This is a genomic window from Thermus thermophilus HB8, from assembly GCF_000091545.1.
Lineage (GTDB): Bacteria > Deinococcota > Deinococci > Deinococcales > Thermaceae > Thermus > Thermus thermophilus.
In genome coordinates, this window is record NC_006461.1 from 1401447 (window position 1) to 1417103 (window position 15657).

20 protein-coding genes are annotated in these 15657 nt (G+C 68.3%); 1 reads left to right on the plus strand and 19 read right to left on the minus strand.

The window, feature by feature from the left end; genetic code table 11:
* Positions 1-44: 44 nt before the first annotated feature.
* Positions 45-1652 (plus strand): transglycosylase SLT domain-containing protein, encoded by a 1608-nt coding sequence (locus TTH_RS07450; protein ID WP_011173521.1) that lies wholly within the window; start codon positions 45-47, stop codon positions 1650-1652.
* On the opposite strand, the gene TTH_RS07455 is transcribed toward TTH_RS07450, so the two are convergent.
* The 19 genes from TTH_RS07455 to gprE form a co-directional block, all read right to left on the minus strand.
* Positions 1642-2802: a cation:proton antiporter gene (locus TTH_RS07455; RefSeq protein WP_011173522.1), complete on the minus strand. Its 1161-nt coding sequence runs from the start codon at positions 2800-2802 to the stop codon at positions 1642-1644. The two genes, TTH_RS07450 and TTH_RS07455, sit on opposite strands and share 11 nt — an antisense overlap.
* The gene (locus TTH_RS07460) at positions 2802-3254 is read right to left on the minus strand and encodes a CBS domain-containing protein (protein ID WP_011173523.1); all 453 of its coding nucleotides are present in this window, start codon (positions 3252-3254) and stop codon (positions 2802-2804) included. The genes TTH_RS07455 and TTH_RS07460 overlap by 1 nt, the downstream gene beginning before the upstream one ends.
* A 10-nt stretch (positions 3255-3264) precedes the next feature.
* Positions 3265-3897: a rhomboid family intramembrane serine protease gene (locus TTH_RS07465; protein WP_011173524.1), complete on the minus strand. Its 633-nt coding sequence runs from the start codon at positions 3895-3897 to the stop codon at positions 3265-3267.
* Complete coding sequence (locus TTH_RS07470; RefSeq protein ID WP_011228704.1) at positions 3894-4721, minus strand: SDH family Clp fold serine proteinase; 828 nt, start codon at positions 4719-4721, stop codon at positions 3894-3896. The genes TTH_RS07465 and TTH_RS07470 overlap by 4 nt, the downstream gene beginning before the upstream one ends.
* An 18-nt stretch (positions 4722-4739) precedes the next feature.
* Positions 4740-5888 (minus strand): cation:proton antiporter, encoded by a 1149-nt coding sequence (locus tag TTH_RS07475; RefSeq protein WP_011173526.1) that lies wholly within the window; start codon positions 5886-5888, stop codon positions 4740-4742.
* Positions 5888-6361 carry a cation:proton antiporter regulatory subunit gene (locus TTH_RS07480; protein WP_011173527.1) on the minus strand — a complete coding sequence of 158 codons (474 nt, stop codon included), beginning with the start codon at positions 6359-6361 and terminating at the stop codon, positions 5888-5890. Before TTH_RS07480 ends, TTH_RS07475 begins: the two co-directional genes overlap by 1 nt.
* Positions 6358-6816, minus strand: coding sequence for a phosphate-starvation-inducible PsiE family protein (locus tag TTH_RS07485; protein ID WP_011228705.1), 459 nt, complete (start codon positions 6814-6816; stop codon positions 6358-6360). Before TTH_RS07485 ends, TTH_RS07480 begins: the two co-directional genes overlap by 4 nt.
* Positions 6779-7225 (minus strand): DUF1931 family protein, encoded by a 447-nt coding sequence (locus TTH_RS07490; protein WP_011228706.1) that lies wholly within the window; start codon positions 7223-7225, stop codon positions 6779-6781. The genes TTH_RS07485 and TTH_RS07490 overlap by 38 nt, the downstream gene beginning before the upstream one ends.
* 67 nt (positions 7226-7292) lie before the next feature.
* A complete protein-coding gene (locus TTH_RS07495; protein WP_011228707.1) occupies positions 7293-7706 on the minus strand; it encodes an Hsp20/alpha crystallin family protein in 414 nt (137 codons plus the stop codon).
* A 3-nt stretch (positions 7707-7709) separates the two neighbouring features.
* On the minus strand, positions 7710-8132 hold the full coding sequence (gene trxA / locus TTH_RS07500) for a thioredoxin (protein ID WP_011228708.1): 423 nt from the start codon (positions 8130-8132) through the stop codon (positions 7710-7712).
* Between the two features lie 62 nt (positions 8133-8194).
* The gene (locus tag TTH_RS07505; protein ID WP_011173532.1) at positions 8195-8623 is read right to left on the minus strand and encodes a ferritin-like domain-containing protein; all 429 of its coding nucleotides are present in this window, start codon (positions 8621-8623) and stop codon (positions 8195-8197) included.
* A 91-nt stretch (positions 8624-8714) separates the two neighbouring features.
* The gene (locus tag TTH_RS07510; RefSeq protein WP_011173533.1) at positions 8715-9401 is read right to left on the minus strand and encodes a metallophosphoesterase family protein; all 687 of its coding nucleotides are present in this window, start codon (positions 9399-9401) and stop codon (positions 8715-8717) included.
* A gap of 12 nt (positions 9402-9413) precedes the next feature.
* Positions 9414-9827 carry an Hsp20/alpha crystallin family protein gene (locus tag TTH_RS07515; RefSeq protein ID WP_011173534.1) on the minus strand — a complete coding sequence of 138 codons (414 nt, stop codon included), beginning with the start codon at positions 9825-9827 and terminating at the stop codon, positions 9414-9416.
* A 15-nt stretch (positions 9828-9842) separates the two neighbouring features.
* Positions 9843-11027, minus strand: a complete 1185-nt coding sequence (locus tag TTH_RS07520) for a VLRF1 family aeRF1-type release factor (RefSeq protein WP_011228710.1) — start codon at positions 11025-11027, stop codon at positions 9843-9845.
* Positions 11024-11413 carry a ferritin family protein gene (locus TTH_RS07525; RefSeq protein ID WP_011228711.1) on the minus strand — a complete coding sequence of 130 codons (390 nt, stop codon included), beginning with the start codon at positions 11411-11413 and terminating at the stop codon, positions 11024-11026. Before TTH_RS07525 ends, TTH_RS07520 begins: the two co-directional genes overlap by 4 nt.
* A gap of 9 nt (positions 11414-11422) precedes the next feature.
* Entirely contained in the window at positions 11423-13987 is a 2565-nt protein-coding gene (clpB, locus tag TTH_RS07530; protein WP_011228712.1) for an ATP-dependent chaperone ClpB, read from the minus strand.
* Positions 13988-14045: 58 nt separating this feature from the next.
* A complete protein-coding gene (locus TTH_RS07535) occupies positions 14046-14282 on the minus strand; it encodes a chaperone modulator CbpM (protein ID WP_011173538.1) in 237 nt (78 codons plus the stop codon).
* The gene (gene dnaJ2, locus TTH_RS07540) at positions 14269-15111 is read right to left on the minus strand and encodes a molecular chaperone DnaJ2 (RefSeq protein ID WP_011228713.1); all 843 of its coding nucleotides are present in this window, start codon (positions 15109-15111) and stop codon (positions 14269-14271) included. Before dnaJ2 ends, TTH_RS07535 begins: the two co-directional genes overlap by 14 nt.
* 3 nt (positions 15112-15114) lie before the next feature.
* The gene (gprE, locus tag TTH_RS07545) at positions 15115-15648 is read right to left on the minus strand and encodes a nucleotide exchange factor GrpE (protein WP_011228714.1); all 534 of its coding nucleotides are present in this window, start codon (positions 15646-15648) and stop codon (positions 15115-15117) included.
* Between the last annotated feature and the right edge of the window lie 9 nt (positions 15649-15657).

Below are 15657 nucleotides of genomic sequence, written 5' to 3' on the forward strand. Positions count from 1 at the left end.
TGGCTCTTTTCCGCTTCTCAGGGGAGGGGCCTAAGCTCTAAGGCGTGCGCTGGCTCCTTCTCCTCCTCCTCCTTGCCGCCTGCCGGGCCCAGGGCCTGCCCGAGCCCTACGCCACCCTGGAAAGGGGCGGGAAGGAAGCCCTCCGCCAGGTGGCCCTCGAGGCCCAGGGGTACGCGGGCCTCCTCGCGGGCTGGCTCCTGGTGGGCGAGGAAGACCTTCCCCTCGCCGAACGGGCGGAGTACGCCTGGCGCTACGCCCTCTTCCTGGAAGAGGTGCGGGCCTTTGAGCCGGGCTGGGAGGCGGAGGCGGCCTGGCGGGTGGCGGCGCCCCTCCTGGAGGCGGCGGAAGACGCGAGGGCCTTCTCCGCCTGGGCGAGGCTTCTCCCCGAGGAGGAGGCCGTCCAGGCCCTTCTGCGCCTCGGCCAGGGGGAGAGGCTCTGGGAGGCCCTCTTCCGCGGCCGGGCGTACGAACCCCTCCTAAAGGCCCTCCCCGAGGGGGAAAGGCCCGACCTCCGCGCCCAGGCCCTCTACCGCCTGGGGCGCTACGAGGAGGCCCTTCCCCACTACCGGGCCTGGGCGGAAGCGGACCCGAGGGGCTACCTGGGCCTGGGCTACGCCCTCTGGCGGCTCGGGAGGCGGGAGGAGGCCCTTCAGGCCTTCGCCCGCTACGACCACCCGGAAAGCCGCCTGGCCCAAGGCCGCCTCCTGGAGGGGATGGGGCGGGTGGAGGAGGCCCTTGCCCGCTACCTGGCGAGCACCCCGGAGGGGCTTTGGCGGGCCACGGCCCTGCTTGAGCGCCTGGGGCGGAAGGAGGAGGCCCTAGGGGTCTACCTCCGCCTCGCCCAAGGGGAAAGCCCCTACGCCGACGACGCCGCCCTTCGCGCCTACCTCCTCGCCGGGGAGCTCGGGAATGGAGAGGCGCGGCAAGAGGCCTACGCCCGCCTCGAGGGGGGCCTGGGCCTCCTCGTGGGCAAGAGGCCAAGCCCGCCCCCCCAGGCCCTCGAGGCCCCCCCGGCCCCGCTTACCCCCCTGGTGGAGGCCCTGGTCCGGGCGGGCAAGGCGGCCTGGGCCCGGGGGGAGGTGCGCTACGCCCTCTGGCGGCGCCCAAAGGACTGGCCCGCCCTCGTCCCTCTCCTCTACCGCCTGGGGGCCTATAGGGAGGGGATCCGGGCCGCCTGGCCCACGGCCCTCGCCTACCCGCGGGCCTACCGGGAGTGGGTGGAGGGCTACGCGGGGAAGGAGGGGCTGGACCCCGACCTCCTCTTCGCCCTCCTCCACGTGGAAAGCCGCTTTGACCCTAAGGCGGTGAGCCCCACGGGGGCCTTGGGCCTCGCCCAGTTCCTACGGAGCACCTGGGCGGACGTGGCGCGGATGCTGGGAGAACCCCCCGCCGACCCCTTTGACCCGGAAAGCGCCATCCGCTACGCCGCCCGCTACCTCCGCTGGCTCATGGAGCGGTGCGCCGCCTTTTCCGGCGTGGAGCGGCTCGCCTGCGCCGTCACCGCCTACAACGGGGGCATCGGCTACACCCTAAGGGGCATCGCCCGGGAGGGGGGTCTCTACGCCTTCCTCCGCTTCCAAGAGCGGGACGAGCCCCGGGAGTACCTCGCCAAGGTGCTCTCCGCCTACGCCGCCTACAAGGCTATTCCTTAGCGGCGCGCTCCCTCTCCGTCCAGGCGATGAGGGGCTTCAGGGCGAAGGGGGCGAAGAGGGTCGTGAAGACCACCATGAAGAGGACGATGGCGTACTCCTCCTCGTTCACCGCCCCCGCCTTGAGGCCCAAGGCGGCCACGATGAGGCCCACCTCCCCCCGGGGGGCCATGCCCACCCCCACGGTGAGGGCGCTCCGCACCCCTTGGGTGAGGGCGCCGAGGAAGCCGCCCAGGACCTTGCCCAGGATGGCGATGACCGTAACCACCGTCCCCGCCACCAGCACCACGGGGCTCGCCAAGGCGGAAAGCTCCAGCCTCACCCCCACCATGGCGAAGAAAATGGGGGCGAGGAAGCTCTCTATGGCGAAGATGGGCTCCTCCAGACGGTACTTTTCCCGCACCTCGGAGAGAAGCATTCCCCCGAGGAAGGCCCCCACGATGGGGGCGAGGCCGATGCTGGCCGCCAGGGCCGCCATCCCCACGCCCAAGGCGAGGGCGAAGCCCAAGGGGCTCCCCACGGGAAGCCGCTCCAGGGGGAGGCGGGCGATGAGGGTGGAGAGGAAGACGGCAAGCCCCACGAAGACCACGGAGAGGACGATAAGCCGGGTGATGGCCCCCACCTCCACCTGGCCCGTCTCCGCCACGCCGTTCACCACCGCAAGGACGATGAGGCCCAGGACATCGTCAATCACCGCCGCCCCCAGGATGATCCGGGAATAGGGGCGGGAAAGAACCCCGAGCTCCTGGAGGACCCTCGCGGTTATACCTACGCTAGTGGCCACCAAGGCGGTGCCGAGGAAGAGGGCGGGGAGGGTTTCAAACCCGATCTCTAGGCCGTAGAGGTACCCCCCTAGGAAGGGCAGGGCCACCCCCAAAACGGCCACCAAAAAGGCCTCCTTCCCCACCGCCAGGATGTCCTTAAGCCTGGTCTCCAAGCCCACCATGAAGAGGAGGAAGACGGCCCCGAGCTCCGCCAGAAACTCCAGGATCTCCCCCTCGTGCACCAGGCCGAGGAGGGCCGGCCCCACCAGCACCCCCGCCAGCACCTCCCCGATGACCACGGGCTGGTTCAGGCGCTTGAAGATAAAGGCCATCACCTGGGCCGCGAGAAGGAGATAGAAGATCTCCAACAGGTGTTCCGCGCCGTGCATCAACCCCTCCCTAGGATGAGCTTCAAAAAGTCGCTCCGGGTGAGGATGCCCACCACCTTGCCCTCCTCGTCCACCACCGGGAGGTGGCGTAGGTCGGTCGTGAGGACCACCTTAAGGGCCTTGCCCAGGGGGTCCTCGGGATGGACCTTGGGGATCTCCGTGCGCATCACCGCCTTCACGGGGGTGCGCTGGTAGCGCCGGTAGATCTCCGCCAGGGCGTCCTCGTCCACCCACTCCCCGAAAAGCTGCAAGGCCTCCACGTCGGAGAAGGGGACGTTCTCCGGGTGGGGCAGAAGCTCCTCCACCTGGACCACGCCGAGCAGCCTCCCCTCCCCGTCCACCACGGGGAAGCCCCCGTAGCGGGTCTCCAGGATCCTGCGGGCGGCCTCCTCCAAAGTGGCCTCCGGCCCCAGGACCACGGGGTCTTGGGTCATCAGGTCCTTGACCTTCATGGGCCCCAGTCTACCAGCGCCACCTTCGGGGAAGGAACGCCCGCACCGCCGCCACGCCGAAGACGAACCCGCCGAGGTGGGCCCAGAAGGCGATGCCCGGCACGCCCAAAAGCCCCTGCACCAGCTGGAGGAAGGCCCAGTACCCCAGGTAAAAGCCCGCGGGCAGGGCCAGGGTGAAGGGCAGGACGAACCAGACCAGGGTGATCACGTAGGCCCGGGGGAAGAGGACGTAATAGGCCCCAAGGACAGCGGAGACCGCCCCGCTCGCCCCGATCATGGGCACGGTGGAGGCGGGCATGAACAGGGCCTGGGCCAGGGCCGCCGCCACCCCGCCGAGGAGGTAGAAGAGGAGGAACCGCTCCCCTCCCATCCGGTCCTCCACGTTGTCCCCGAACACCCACAGGAACCACATGTTGGAGAGGAGGTGGAAAAGCCCCCCGTGGAGGAACATGCTGGTGAGGATCCGGTAACCCTCGCCCAGGGGGTCTTGGAAGAAAAGGGCGGGGACGAAGCCCATCTTGGCCACCACCTGGGTGGGCCCAAGAAGGAGCTCCAGGAGAAAGGCGGCCACGTTCAGGACCACCAGGGACCGGACCACCAGGGCGGGGCGGCGCGCGGGGTTGATGTCGTGCAGGGGGATCATCGCGGCGGACCCTGGCGGTAGGGCAGGGGCACGTACTGGACGCTGGGCCTCTGGCCTTGGGCTTGAGGGTAGAGCTCCATGAGCTCGTAGACCTCTATAGGCATCTCCGTGGATACGGGAAGCCCCAGGCTCCGGGCCTGCTCCACGTCAATGGGGTAGTCGTGGGTCCAGGTGCCCTGGGAGAGAAGGGTGGCCACCTCCTCCGCCTTCTCCTCGGGCATGTGCTTCTTGAGGAGGTTCTTCACCGTGGTCTTCACCTGCCTAAGGGCCTTCTCCGCCACGTCGGCGAGGATCAGGGTCTGGTCGTCAATCTCGGAAAGGGGCTTCTTCTCCAGGACCTTGACGATGCTCGCCGCCGGGTACTGGCCGAGCTGGGGGTCCACGGGGCCCAAGACGGCGTTCTCGTCCATGACGATCTCATCGGCGGCGAGGGCGATGAGCGTCCCCCCGGACATGGCATAGTGGGGCACGAAGACCGTCACCTTGGCGGGGTGGCGGAGGAGGGCCTCGGCGATCTGCTCCGCCGCAAGAACGAGGCCACCTGGGGTGTGGAGGATGAGGTCTATGGGCACGTTCTTGTCCGTGAGGCGGATGGCCCTCAGGACCTGCTCCGAGTCGTCAATGTTGATGTAGCGGGAGATGGGGATCCCCAGAAAGCTCACCGCCTCCTGGCGGTGGATGAGGGTGATGACCCGGCTTTTCCGCTTCCTTTCCAGCTCGGCGATCTTTCGGGTCCTGGCCCCGAGGAGCCACTGCTGCTGGAAGTAGGGGGAGAGGACGGAGAGGATGAAGAAGAGCCAAAAGAGCTGGAAAAAGATGTCCATGCCTCACCTCCGGCAAGGTCATTTTACAGGGCTTCCTTCAGCCCTCTTCGCCCTCTTCCTGGGGCGCGCCTCCGGGTAGAGGGCCTGGGCGATCTCGGGGGCGTAGCGGATGAGGAGGGCCCCCAAGGGAATGGAGACCAGGACCAGGAGCACGGCCACCTGGGCCACCAGGGGGTAGCCCTGGCCTAAGGCCAAGGCCCCAAGCACCAGGTTGAACTCGCCCCGGGGCACGAGGTAGAGGGCGCTGTAGAGCCGCCGCTTCCGGCCGAGGCCCGCCCTCGCCCCGCCCAGGTGGTTCAGGGGGAGCTTGAGAAGGAGGCCCAGGAGGACAAGCCCCACCGCCCAGGGGGTAAGCCCACGAAGGAGGCCTAGGGCCTCCGCCCCCACCACGAGGAAGAAGAGGGCCACCCCCAGGTCCCGCACCGGCCCGAAGAGGTGCTCAAACCTCTCCCTGAGGCCAAGCCCCGCGGCGATGACCCCGGAGAGGAAGGCCCCCACCCCCTCCGAGGCCCCCACGGCGTGGAAGAGGAGGGCGGTGCCCGCGGTGAAGGCGGCCCCGAGGAGGAGGACGAGCTCGTCGGAAAGCCCCTCCATGAAGCGGACGAGCCTCGGGCCCAGGAAGCGGGCGAAGAGGAAGTAGGCGAGGGCCAAGGCCACCCCCCCGAGGAAGCCCGCAGGCCCCTGGCCGCCCAGGAGGGCAAGGAGGAGGGCGATGACGAGGTCCTCCAGGACCAAGACCCCGAGGACCACCTCGCTTTCGGGGTTGGCGGCGCGGCGCAGGTCAATGATGAGCTTGACGATGACGGCGCTGGAGCTGATGTAGATCACCCCGGCGAGGAGGAGGGCCCCCCTCAGGTCCAGCCCGGCGAGGAGGCCGAGGAGGAAGCCCAGGGGGAGGGCCAGGGCGTCAAAAAACCCCGCCCGCAGGGCCTTCCCCGAAAGCTCCCGAAGCCGGTCCGGGCCGAACTCCAGCCCCACGGAGAAGAGGAGGAGCAAAAGCCCCAAGGAGGGGAGGGGCTCCAGATCCTCCACGGGAAGCCTCTCCCCCACCACAAGCCCCGTGAGGAGGTAGACGGGGAGGGGAGGGAAGCCGAAGCGGTGCACCAGGGCCGCACCCAGGGCCAGAAGCCCCGCGGCCAGGGCGAAGGCCTCGAGGGAAGGGTGCATCAGAAGCTCCCCTTCAGGGCCTCCACCGCCTCCCGGCTCCCCGCCACCACCAGGGTGTCCCCCACCTCTAAGACCACGTCCGGGCCGGGGTGGGGGATGAGGGGGGCCCCGGGCCGGTCCACCGCGAGGAGGTGGGCCCCCGGGGGCAGGGCGAGGTCCCCGACCCTCTTCCCCGCAAGCTTAGAGCCGGGAAGAACCTTGACCCACTCAATCACCTTGGCCCCCAGCTTGCTCCGCGTGTCCCCCACGGCCTCGGGGTGGAAGAGGACCCCGGCCAGGATGGCCCCAAGCTCCCTCGCCTCCTCGTCCGTGAGGTCCAGGGCCACGGTGGGCTCGTCCTCCTCGCCCGCCTCAAAGTACTGGAGCTCCCGCTTGCCGGAGCTATGCACCACGATGACGATCCGGTCCCCGCTCTTCACCGTGATGGTGTACTTGCGCCCCACGCCGGGAAGAACCACTTCCTCTACCTTCATCCTGCCCTCCTCGGGGAGAACTGCACCGCCAGGGTGCGCCCGGCCGCGAGGGCCAGGATCCCCAGGCCCCAGAAGAAGACGTCCATACCGGAAAGCCGCGCCTCATACAGGAGGAGAAGCAGCTCCCGCAGGGCCAGGGCGATCCCGATCTCCAGGAGGATCTCCAGGCGCACCCGTTCCACCTCAAAGTACTCCACGAAGGCCCGGACGAGCTCCAAGACGATCACCAGGGAGAGAACGTTGGTGATAAGCTCCTTGAGCCCCAGGCGCACCGTGGGCTCCGTGAGGGTGAGGCCGAGCTCCAAGAAGGTGCGCCAGGTCCCCACGAAAAGGCCCACGAGGAGGGCCACCACCACGAGGTTGAACACGAGGCGGATGGCCCTCCGGTAGGCTTGGAGCAAAAGGTCCTGGCTCACGCTAGAGGAGGAGGTTAAAGACCCGTTCCGCCCGTTCATGGTGCTCCGTCTGGGGGTTCTTGAGGGCGGGGTCCAGCTCCTTGAGCACCCGGGCGTAGGCCACCACCAGGGCCCCGGCGAGCTCGGGAAGGAGGTTCCGTACGTCCTCGGCGACCTCGAGGTCCAAAGGCGGCAAGGCCGCCAAGGCGTCCAGCACGGGCTTGAGCTCCAGGGCGGTGTCCATGCGGCGGAACTCCTGCAACGTCTCCTGAAGCCCCTTGGCGATGGGCAGGTCGGGCTCAAAGATGAGGTCGCGCCCGTTGTACTTGGCGTTCCGCTCCGCCACCGCCAGGAGGTCGTAGAGCTTGTTGCGCAGGAAGTCGGAAACCCGCTTGAGGTCGTTCTTGTCCACGTCCAGGCCCGCGGCCTGGCGGAAGAGCCTTTCAAACTCGGCCACCTTCATCAACATGGGCCACCTCCGGGGAACAGGCTAACAATTGCGCCAATCTATGTCAAGTATTCTCAGCAGCTAGATTTTAGCTTTCCTGAATGGGTATCCGCACGGGAGGTTCCTCGGGCCGCTTCTCCCGGGGGATCCGCACCTCCAGCACCCCCTTGGCGAGCCTCGCCTCAATCCCCTCCTTCTTGGCGTCCTTGGGGAGGAGGTAGGCCCGGTAGATCCGGCCGTAGACGATCTCGGCGAGGTGCTTGGCGCGCTTCTCCTCCCGCTTCTCCCCCTCAATGACCAGCTGGTCCCCCTCGAGGCGCACCTCCAGGTTCTCCGGGCCAAGCCCCGGCACCTCCACCCTAAGGAGGTAGTGGTCCTCGTGCTCGGAAAGCTCGGAAAGGGGTTCCAAAACCTCGCCTACGTCCTGGAAAGCCTTCTCCAGGGCTTCCTCCACCGCCTTGCGCACGCGGGAGCGGCCAAAAGGCCAAAGCTTCTCCAACATGGTTCACCTCCCTTCTAGGTAGGGCCTGAGCCTTTCCTCCAGAACCCGCCTGGGGCTCGCGCCCACCCAGGTGGCCACGGGCGCACCCCGGCGGAAGAGGACCAGGGTGGGCACGCTCCGCACCCCGTACCGGGCGGCCAGGCCCGGGTGCTCGTCCACATTCACCTTCACCACCTTGAGCCTGCCGGCGTGGTCTCGGGCGAGCTCCTCCAAGATGGGGCTCACCAGGCGGCAGGGGCCGCACCAGGGGGCGAAGAAGTCCACCAGGGTCAAAGGAGCCCCCGCCACCTCCTGGGCGAAGCCCTTTTCGTCCGCTTCCACCACCCAGGGCAAGGGGGTTTTGCAGGCCCCGCACACCGGCACCTGCCCGGGCGGAGGGGTGCCCAGGCGGTTTTTGGCCCCGCATTTGGGGCAGGTCACCACCATAGGTACCCCCTCCGCTCCAGGAAGCGCCGGGCAAGCTCCGGGAAGCGCATGGCCCGCCTCCCTTATTCCTGCCAGGTCCCCTTCAAAAGCTTCTCCGTCTCCTCCTTGTGCCGGGTTTCCTCGGAGATGATCTCCTGGAGGTCGTTGGCGAGGCCGTAGTCCCCATAGGCCTCGGCCTGCTTCATCCTTTCCACGTAGCGGGCGATGGTCTCCTTCTCCGCCTGGAGCACCGCCTCCAGCATGGCCCGGGGCGTGGCGGCCTCGGGCACGGGGGCGGGCTGCGTGGTGGGCTTCCCGCCCAGGGCGGCGATCTTGTCCGCCAGGAACTGGGCGTGGCGGAGCTCGTCCTGGATCTCCGCCAGGAAGAACTCCTTGAGCTCGCCCCTATGAATGCCCGAGACCGTGGCGGCGTAGGTCACGTACTGGATGATGGCCTGGTACTCGTGGGCCAGATCCTGGTTGAGGCCTTGGATGAGGGTTTCCTTGTCCATGCTCACCTCCCGCAAGCTGGGCTTGCCTTTCCATTTTACCCAAAAGGTTTTTAAAGAACCCGCCCCAGGGAAGCCCGGGGCGGGGCCCGCCTCAGCGAACGTTCCCGGTCTCCAGCTTCCTCGCCCTGAGGTCCAGAAGGCTGTACTCGCCCTCCGAGAGGTCGCCGGGCACCACCACCCAGCTCGCCCCCAGCATCTCGTGCTTCTGGCCCTTACCGGCCACGAGAACCAGGAGGGGGTTGTGGGTCTTGATGAGGTGGGCCACCTCGTGGGAGCCCTGCTCGTTCAGGCCCTTGTGGTAGGGCATGGTGTGGAAGAGGAAGATCTTGGGGTAGTCCTTGAGCTCCCAAAGGGCCTTAAGGCGGTACTCGGCGACCCAGGCGGGGTAGCGCAACGCCTCGTGCTCCTCGGGCTCGCCCTCGTCGGCGATCTCCCCGCCCACGCCCGCCACCAGATAGGGCCCCCGCCAGAAGGTGAAGGTCTCGTGGACGTTGCGCATCTCGGGGTGGACGAGCTCCACGTTCGCCGCCTCCCGCAGGTACTCCCAGATGGGGGCGTCCTGGGGACCGGGGACGTAGGCCGTGGGCAGGTGGGCCTCGGAGAGGATGCGGAAGAAGGCGGCGTAGTCCCGGCTTTTCGCCGCCTTGGGCATCAGGTTGCCGATGAGGGCGATGGCGTCCGCCCCGGTGTCGGGGGCCAGCTTGACGAACTTCTCCAGCGCCTCCAGGTCCCCCATGGGGTTGGAGGTGGCGAGGATGTACCTTACCGTGCGCCGCATAGCCTCACCTCCTTACTCCACCTGCACCTGGATCTTCTTCGGCTTCGTGGCCTCGGCCCGCGGCACCAGGAGGTGAAGCACCCCGTGGCGGAAGCGGGCCTGGACCTTGGAGAGGTCGTAGGTGCTGGGCACGTTGAAGCTCCGGACGAAGGTGCCGTAGGTGCCCTCCAGCCGGTGGTAAGCGGCGTTCTCCTTGCGTTCAAAGGGCCTCTCCGCCTTCACGGAGAGCACCCCCTCCTCGGCCACCACCTCCACCTTCTCGGGCTCCACGCCCGGCAGGTAGACCAGGAGGTGGAGGCCCTCCTCGTCCTCCCACACGTCCACCGGCGGGGCGTAGACCCTAGGCCCCTGCTGGGGCGCGCCGAAGGCCCTAACCAGCCTCTCCTGCAGCTCCTCAAGCTCCTTGAAGGGATCAAACCGCATCATGCCACCTCACCTCCTTCACCACCTCAAGAGCGCGGCCATGCCCCCGCGCTCAAGAAGCCTGTTTTCGGCCTCGCCGCGCACGAACTCCAGCTTGGTGGCGTAGCCCACGGCCAAGGAAGCGAGCACCGCGGCGAGGGGTTTTTTCTCGGGGCTTTCGCAGTAGGCCAAGGCCTGGGCCTCGTCGGCGAAGGCGAAGTCCTGGCAGAGGTAGACCTCCTGCTCCAGGTGCCAGGGAAGGACCCAGACCTCCACCCGGCCCTCCTGCACCCGGGCGAGGACCTCGGGACCGAAGGCGGCCTTGGGGTAGGCCTCCTCCAGCCTCTCCAGGAGCTTGACCTCCTCCCGGCGCTCCACCTCCTCCAGGACCGGCTCCAAGCGCTTCAGCACCTCGCCGGGGCTCGCCCCGGGGTGGGGCAGGGAGGGAAGCTCCGCCACCACCCGCTCCCGCAGGCGCTTGGGCAGGTGGCCCAGAAAGAGCTTGGTGTGCTCCTCGGGGCCCATGAGGACGAGCCGGGTGAAGCCCCGGGCCTCGCTGAGCCTTTCCAGCTCGTGGGCGAGGGCTTTGTAAAACCGCTCCTCCCAGGCCTCGAGGCGCTTGGCGAAGAGGTCCTGGCCCGCCCCGCCCCGGGCGATGCCCCCCAGGTTGAAGCGGCGCCCGGGGGCGTCCAGGGAGAGGCGGCGCCAGGCCTCGGTGTCCAGGGCCAGGAAGGCGTCGTGGACTTCCTCAATCTCCCCCAGGAAGACCTCAAAGACGCGCCACCTCTCCCGATCCACGTAGACGATGCCGTAGCGCTCGTACTCGTCCAGGGCGTAGACCAGGGGGAGGAGGAAGGGCTCGCCCCAGTGGGCGAGGACGCCGTCCACCAGGTACCGCCCCGCCTTCTCGTCCAGGAAGGCGGTTTTGACGCTATTCACCAGGGGAAGCTCCACCTGGAGAGGGAGGACCTCAAAGAGGTCCTCCCCGGCGAAGAAGACGGCGGTCCTGGCCTCGAGGACCTGGTTTTGCAGCACCTCCAGGACCCTTTCCGAAAGGTCCCCCGGGACCTCGAGGGCCTTGATGGCGTCCTTGGCCCGGAGAGCGTAGGCCCTCCCGGCGTTTTCCGGCTTGGCCGGGTTGACGTCCACGTAGAGGGAGAGGACGGGCCCCTCCTTGGCGCCGATGAGTTCGCGGATACGATGGATCTCCTCCTTTCCGATCATAGACCACCTCCTATAAGCATCACCGCCTTGCGCACGGCCTCCTGGTTGAGCCTTTCCTCCTGGCCGAGCCGGGTGAAGAGGGCCTCGAGCTCGGGGTCGGGGAAGGTGCTCTCCAGGTAGTAGGCCCGGTCCAGCCCCTCCTCGGAGAGGAGGCGGAGGAGGGTCTCCCACCCCCCCTCCTCGGGCTTCGGGGCGGGGGGCAGGGAAGCCCCCCGCCGCCTCAGGGCCTCCGCCAAGGCCTCGGCGTGGGCCCGCTCCCGCCTCGCCACCTCCAGGAGGAGGGCCCGCACGTGGGGGTAGGGCACCCCCTGGGCCGCCCCCTCCGCCCGGAGGGCGTCCAGAAGCTCGTCCTGGTAGGCCCTCTGCAGCACCTTTACCGGGTCCATACCCCCTCCTCAGGCCTCCACCCGGGCGGGGACGGCAAACACGAGGCCCGCGGGCCCCACGTCCACCTGCACGCGGTCCCCCTCCTTGACCTCGCCGGCCAGGATCTTCTGGGCGAGGGGCGTCTCCAGCTCCCGCTGGATGACCCGCCGCAAGGGCCTTGCCCCGAAGACGGGGTCGTAGCCCCTTTCCGCCAGGAAGTCCTTGGCGGCCTCGGTGAGCTCCAGGGAGATGCGCTTCTCGGCGAGGCGGGCCCGGAGGTAGGAGAGCTGGATCTCCACGATCTGGCGGATCTGCTCCTTGGTGAGGGGCCGGAAGACCACGATCTCGTCCAGGCGGTTCAGGAACTCGGGGCGGAAGTGCTGCTGCAAGACCTTAAAGACCTCGTCCCGGATCCTCTCGTAGGGCCAGCCCTTCTGGAGGCCCTCGAGGATCAAGGGGCTCCCCAGGTTGGAGGTGAGGATGATGACGGTGTTGCGGAAGTCCACGGTGCGGCCGTGGCTGTCGGTGAGGCGGCCGTCGTCCAGGATCTGGAGGAGGATGTTGAAGACGTCGGGGTGGGCCTTCTCAATCTCGTCAAAGAGGATGACCGAGTAGGGCCTCCTCCGCACCGCCTCGGTGAGCTGCCCCCCCTCCTCGTAGCCCACGTAGCCGGGCGGGGCCCCGATGAGGCGGGAGACGGCGTGCTTCTCCATGTACTCCGTCATGTCAATGCGGATCATGGCCTCCTCGGTGTCAAAGAGGGTGGCGGCCAGGGTCTTGGCGAGCTCCGTCTTCCCCACCCCCGTGGGCCCGAGGAAGAGGAAGCTTCCGATGGGCCGGTTCGGGTCCTTTAGGCCGGCCCTCGCCCGGCGGATGGCGTCGGCCACGGCCCTTATGGCCTCGTCCTGCCCCACCACCCGCTTGTGGAGCTCCTCCTCAAGCCTCAAAAGCTTCTCCCTCTCCCCTTCCAGGAGCTTGGACACAGGGATCCCGGTCCAGCGGGAGACGATCTCGGCGATGTCCTCCTCGGTGACCTCGAGGCGGACGAAGCGGGCGCCCCGGAGCTTTTCCGAAAGGGCCTCCACCTCGGCCTCCAGCTTGGGAAGCTCCCCGTAGCGGAGCTCGGCGGCCCGGTTCAGGTCGTACTGCCGCTCGGCGAGCTCAATCTCCCGCCTGACCTCGTCCAGGCGGTGCTGGGCCTCGCGGAGCTTCCTCAGGATCTCCCGCTCCCTCTCCCACTCGGCCCGGAGCTTGGCGATCTCCTCCGTGAGCTTGGCGATCTCGGCCTCAATGGCCTTGAGGCGCTCCTGGGAGTCCGGGTCCTTCTCCTTCTTCAGGGCCTCCCGCTCAATCTCCAGCTGGAGCTTCTTGCGCTCCAGGGCGTCAATCTCCTCGGGAGCGCTCTCCAGGGCCATGCGCAGGCGGGCCGCCGCCTCGTCAATGAGGTCAATGGCCTTGTCGGGAAGGCGCCTTTCCGTGATGTACCGGTGGGAGAGGGTGGCGGCGGCGATGATGGCGCTGTCGGAGATGCGCACCCCGTGGTGGACCTCGTACTTCTCCTTGAGGCCCCGGAGGATGGAGATGGTCTCCTCCACCGTGGGCTCGTCCACGTACACGGGCTGGAAGCGGCGCTCCAGGGCGGGGTCCTTCTCAATCTCCCGGTACTCGTCCAGGGTGGTGGCCCCGATGAGCCTGAGCTCCCCCCGGGCCAGGGCGGGCTTCAGCATGTTGCCCGCGTCCACGGCGCCCTCGGCCTTGCCTGCCCCCACCACGGTGTGGAGCTCGTCAATGAAGAGGATGACTTCCCCTTGGGACTGGACCACCTCCTGGATCACCGCCTTCAAGCGCTCCTCAAACTCGCCCCGGTACTTGGCCCCGGCGAGGAGGGAGCCCATCTGCAAGGAGACGATCCGCTTGCCCTTGAGGCCTTCGGGCACGTCCCCCTTGACGATGCGCTGGGCCAGGCCCTCCACGATGGCCGTCTTCCCCACGCCGGGCTCGCCGATGAGCACCGGGTTGTTCTTGGTGCGCCGGAGGAGGATCTGGATCACCCGCCGGATCTCCTCGTCCCGGCCGATCACGGGGTCCAGCTTCCCCTCGGCGGCAAGCCGCGTGAGGTCAATGCCGTACTGCTCCAAAGCGTTGTAGGTGCTTTCCGCGTGTTCCGTCTGCACGGTTCTCCCTCCCCTCAGTTCCTTGAGCGCCCCCTTCAGGGCCTCCAGGCCCGGAAGCCCCGGCGTGGCCTCCGCCAAGGCCAGGACCAGGGTGTCCACCGCCACGTAGCGGTCCTTGAGCTCCTCCATCAGGGCCTCGGCCCGGTTCAAGGCCCCGGAGAGGCGGCTCGTGAGGTACTGGCCCACCTCGGCCCCTTCCACCTTGGGCAGGCGGGCAAGCTCCCGCTCCTGGAGCTCTTTAAGGGCCTTGGGGTCGGCCCCCGCCTTCTCCAAGAGGCGCCAGGCGAGGCTTCTCTCGTCCTTCAGGAGGACAGCCCAGAGGTGGGGCAGGTCTATGGCCTGGTGCTTCATCCTTTGCGCCAGGACCTGCGCCTGGGCCAGGGCTTCGCGGGCGGCTTGGGTCCAGCGTTCCAGGTTCATCCTTGCCTCCTATGCGTTAGCATATCACCTGTAAAGGGAACGCCCGGGGAAGAATGTCCTAAGTGCGCTCCAGGATCTCCACCACCAGGGCCGCCCCGATGAGGTTGGCCCCGAGGTCCTTGCGGATGCGTTCGGCCTTGGCCATCCTCAGGAGGTCCTCCTCCCGGAAGTACCAGGCCCCGCCCACCTCCAAAGGCTCCACGAAGCCGATCTCCACGTAGGCCCGCACGGCCGCCAGGGAAAGGCCGTACTCGGAGAGGGCCTCGAGGGAAAGCCAACCGCTACGCGCGAGCATAGTAGGCCTCCGCGAGCTTCTTCCAGAGGGCCTCTTCCTCGGGGGTGAGGCGCTCGGGGATGGTGATCCGCACCTCCAGGTAGAGGTCGCCCCGGCCCGCGGGCCCGGGGAAGCCCTTGCCCTTAAGCCGGAGCTTCCTCCCCGCCTGGGTCCTTGGGGGGACGGCGACCTCCACGGGGCCCTCCAGGGTCATGGCCCGCACCTTCCCCCCCACCACGGCGATGGGGGCGGGGACGTCCAGGGTGGCGTAGAGGTCCTGGCCCTCGAGGCGGAAGACGGGGTGGGGAAGGAGGCGCACCACGAGGAGGAGGTCCCCAGGGGGGTTCCCCTGCCCCCCCATCCCCGGGACCCGGATCACGCTCCCCTCCCGCACCCCGGGCGGGATGCGGACGGAAACGCGCCTACCCGCCACCTCCACCACCCTCTCCCCGCCGTGGAAGGCCTCCTCCAGGGTGAGGGGCAGCTCGGCCCTGAGGTCCCGCCCCTTGCGGCTCCGCCGCCCGAAGCCGCCGAAGAGGCCGGGGCCGAAGAGCTCCTGGAAGAACTCGGAGAAGTCCTCCACGTCAAACCCGGAGAAATCGTACCCCCCGGGAGGCGGCGGGGGCGGGGCCTCGGTGGTGCCGTAGGTGTCGTAGATCCGGCGCTTCTCGGGGTCGGAGAGGACGGCGTAGGCCTCGTTGATCTCCTTGAACTTCTCCTCCGCCTCGGGGCTTTTGTTGACGTCCGGGTGGTACTGGCGGGCCAGGCGCTTGTAGGCCCGCTTGATCTCCTCCTGGGTGGCGTTTCTCGGCACCCCGAGGATGGCGTAGTAGTCCTTCTTGGCCGCCATAGGCTACTCCAGGTCCGCCTCTTCCCGCTTCTCCTCGCCCACGGCCACCCGGGCCGGGCGCACCAGGGCCTCGCCCATGCGGAAGCCCCGCTGGAAGACCTTGGCCACCTTCCCCGGCTCCCCCGGGAGGAGGCCCACGGCCTCGTGGTACCTGGGGTCAAAGGCCTCCCCTTCCCCGGGCACCTCCTCCACGCCGAGGCCAGCCAGGATGCGGAAGAAACCGTCCCGGATAGCTCTAACCCCCTGGCGGATGCTCTCAGGGCTCGCCTCGGCGAACTCCAAAGCCCGGTCCAGGTCGTCAAGGACGGGAAGGAGCGCCCTCAGGGCCTTGAGCACGCCCTCCCGCTCCCGCGCCTTGAGCTCCTCCTCCATGCGCTTGCGGTAGTTGTCAAAGTCGGCGAGGAGGCGGAGGTACTTGTCCTTGAGGCCCTTCAGCTCCTCCTCCGCCGCCTTCAGGCGCTCCTCCAGGGCCTGGGCCTCCTGGCCCACGGCCTCCAGGTCCTTCTCCAGGGTGTTCTCGTGGTTCCGCTCCTCCATGGGCCCTCC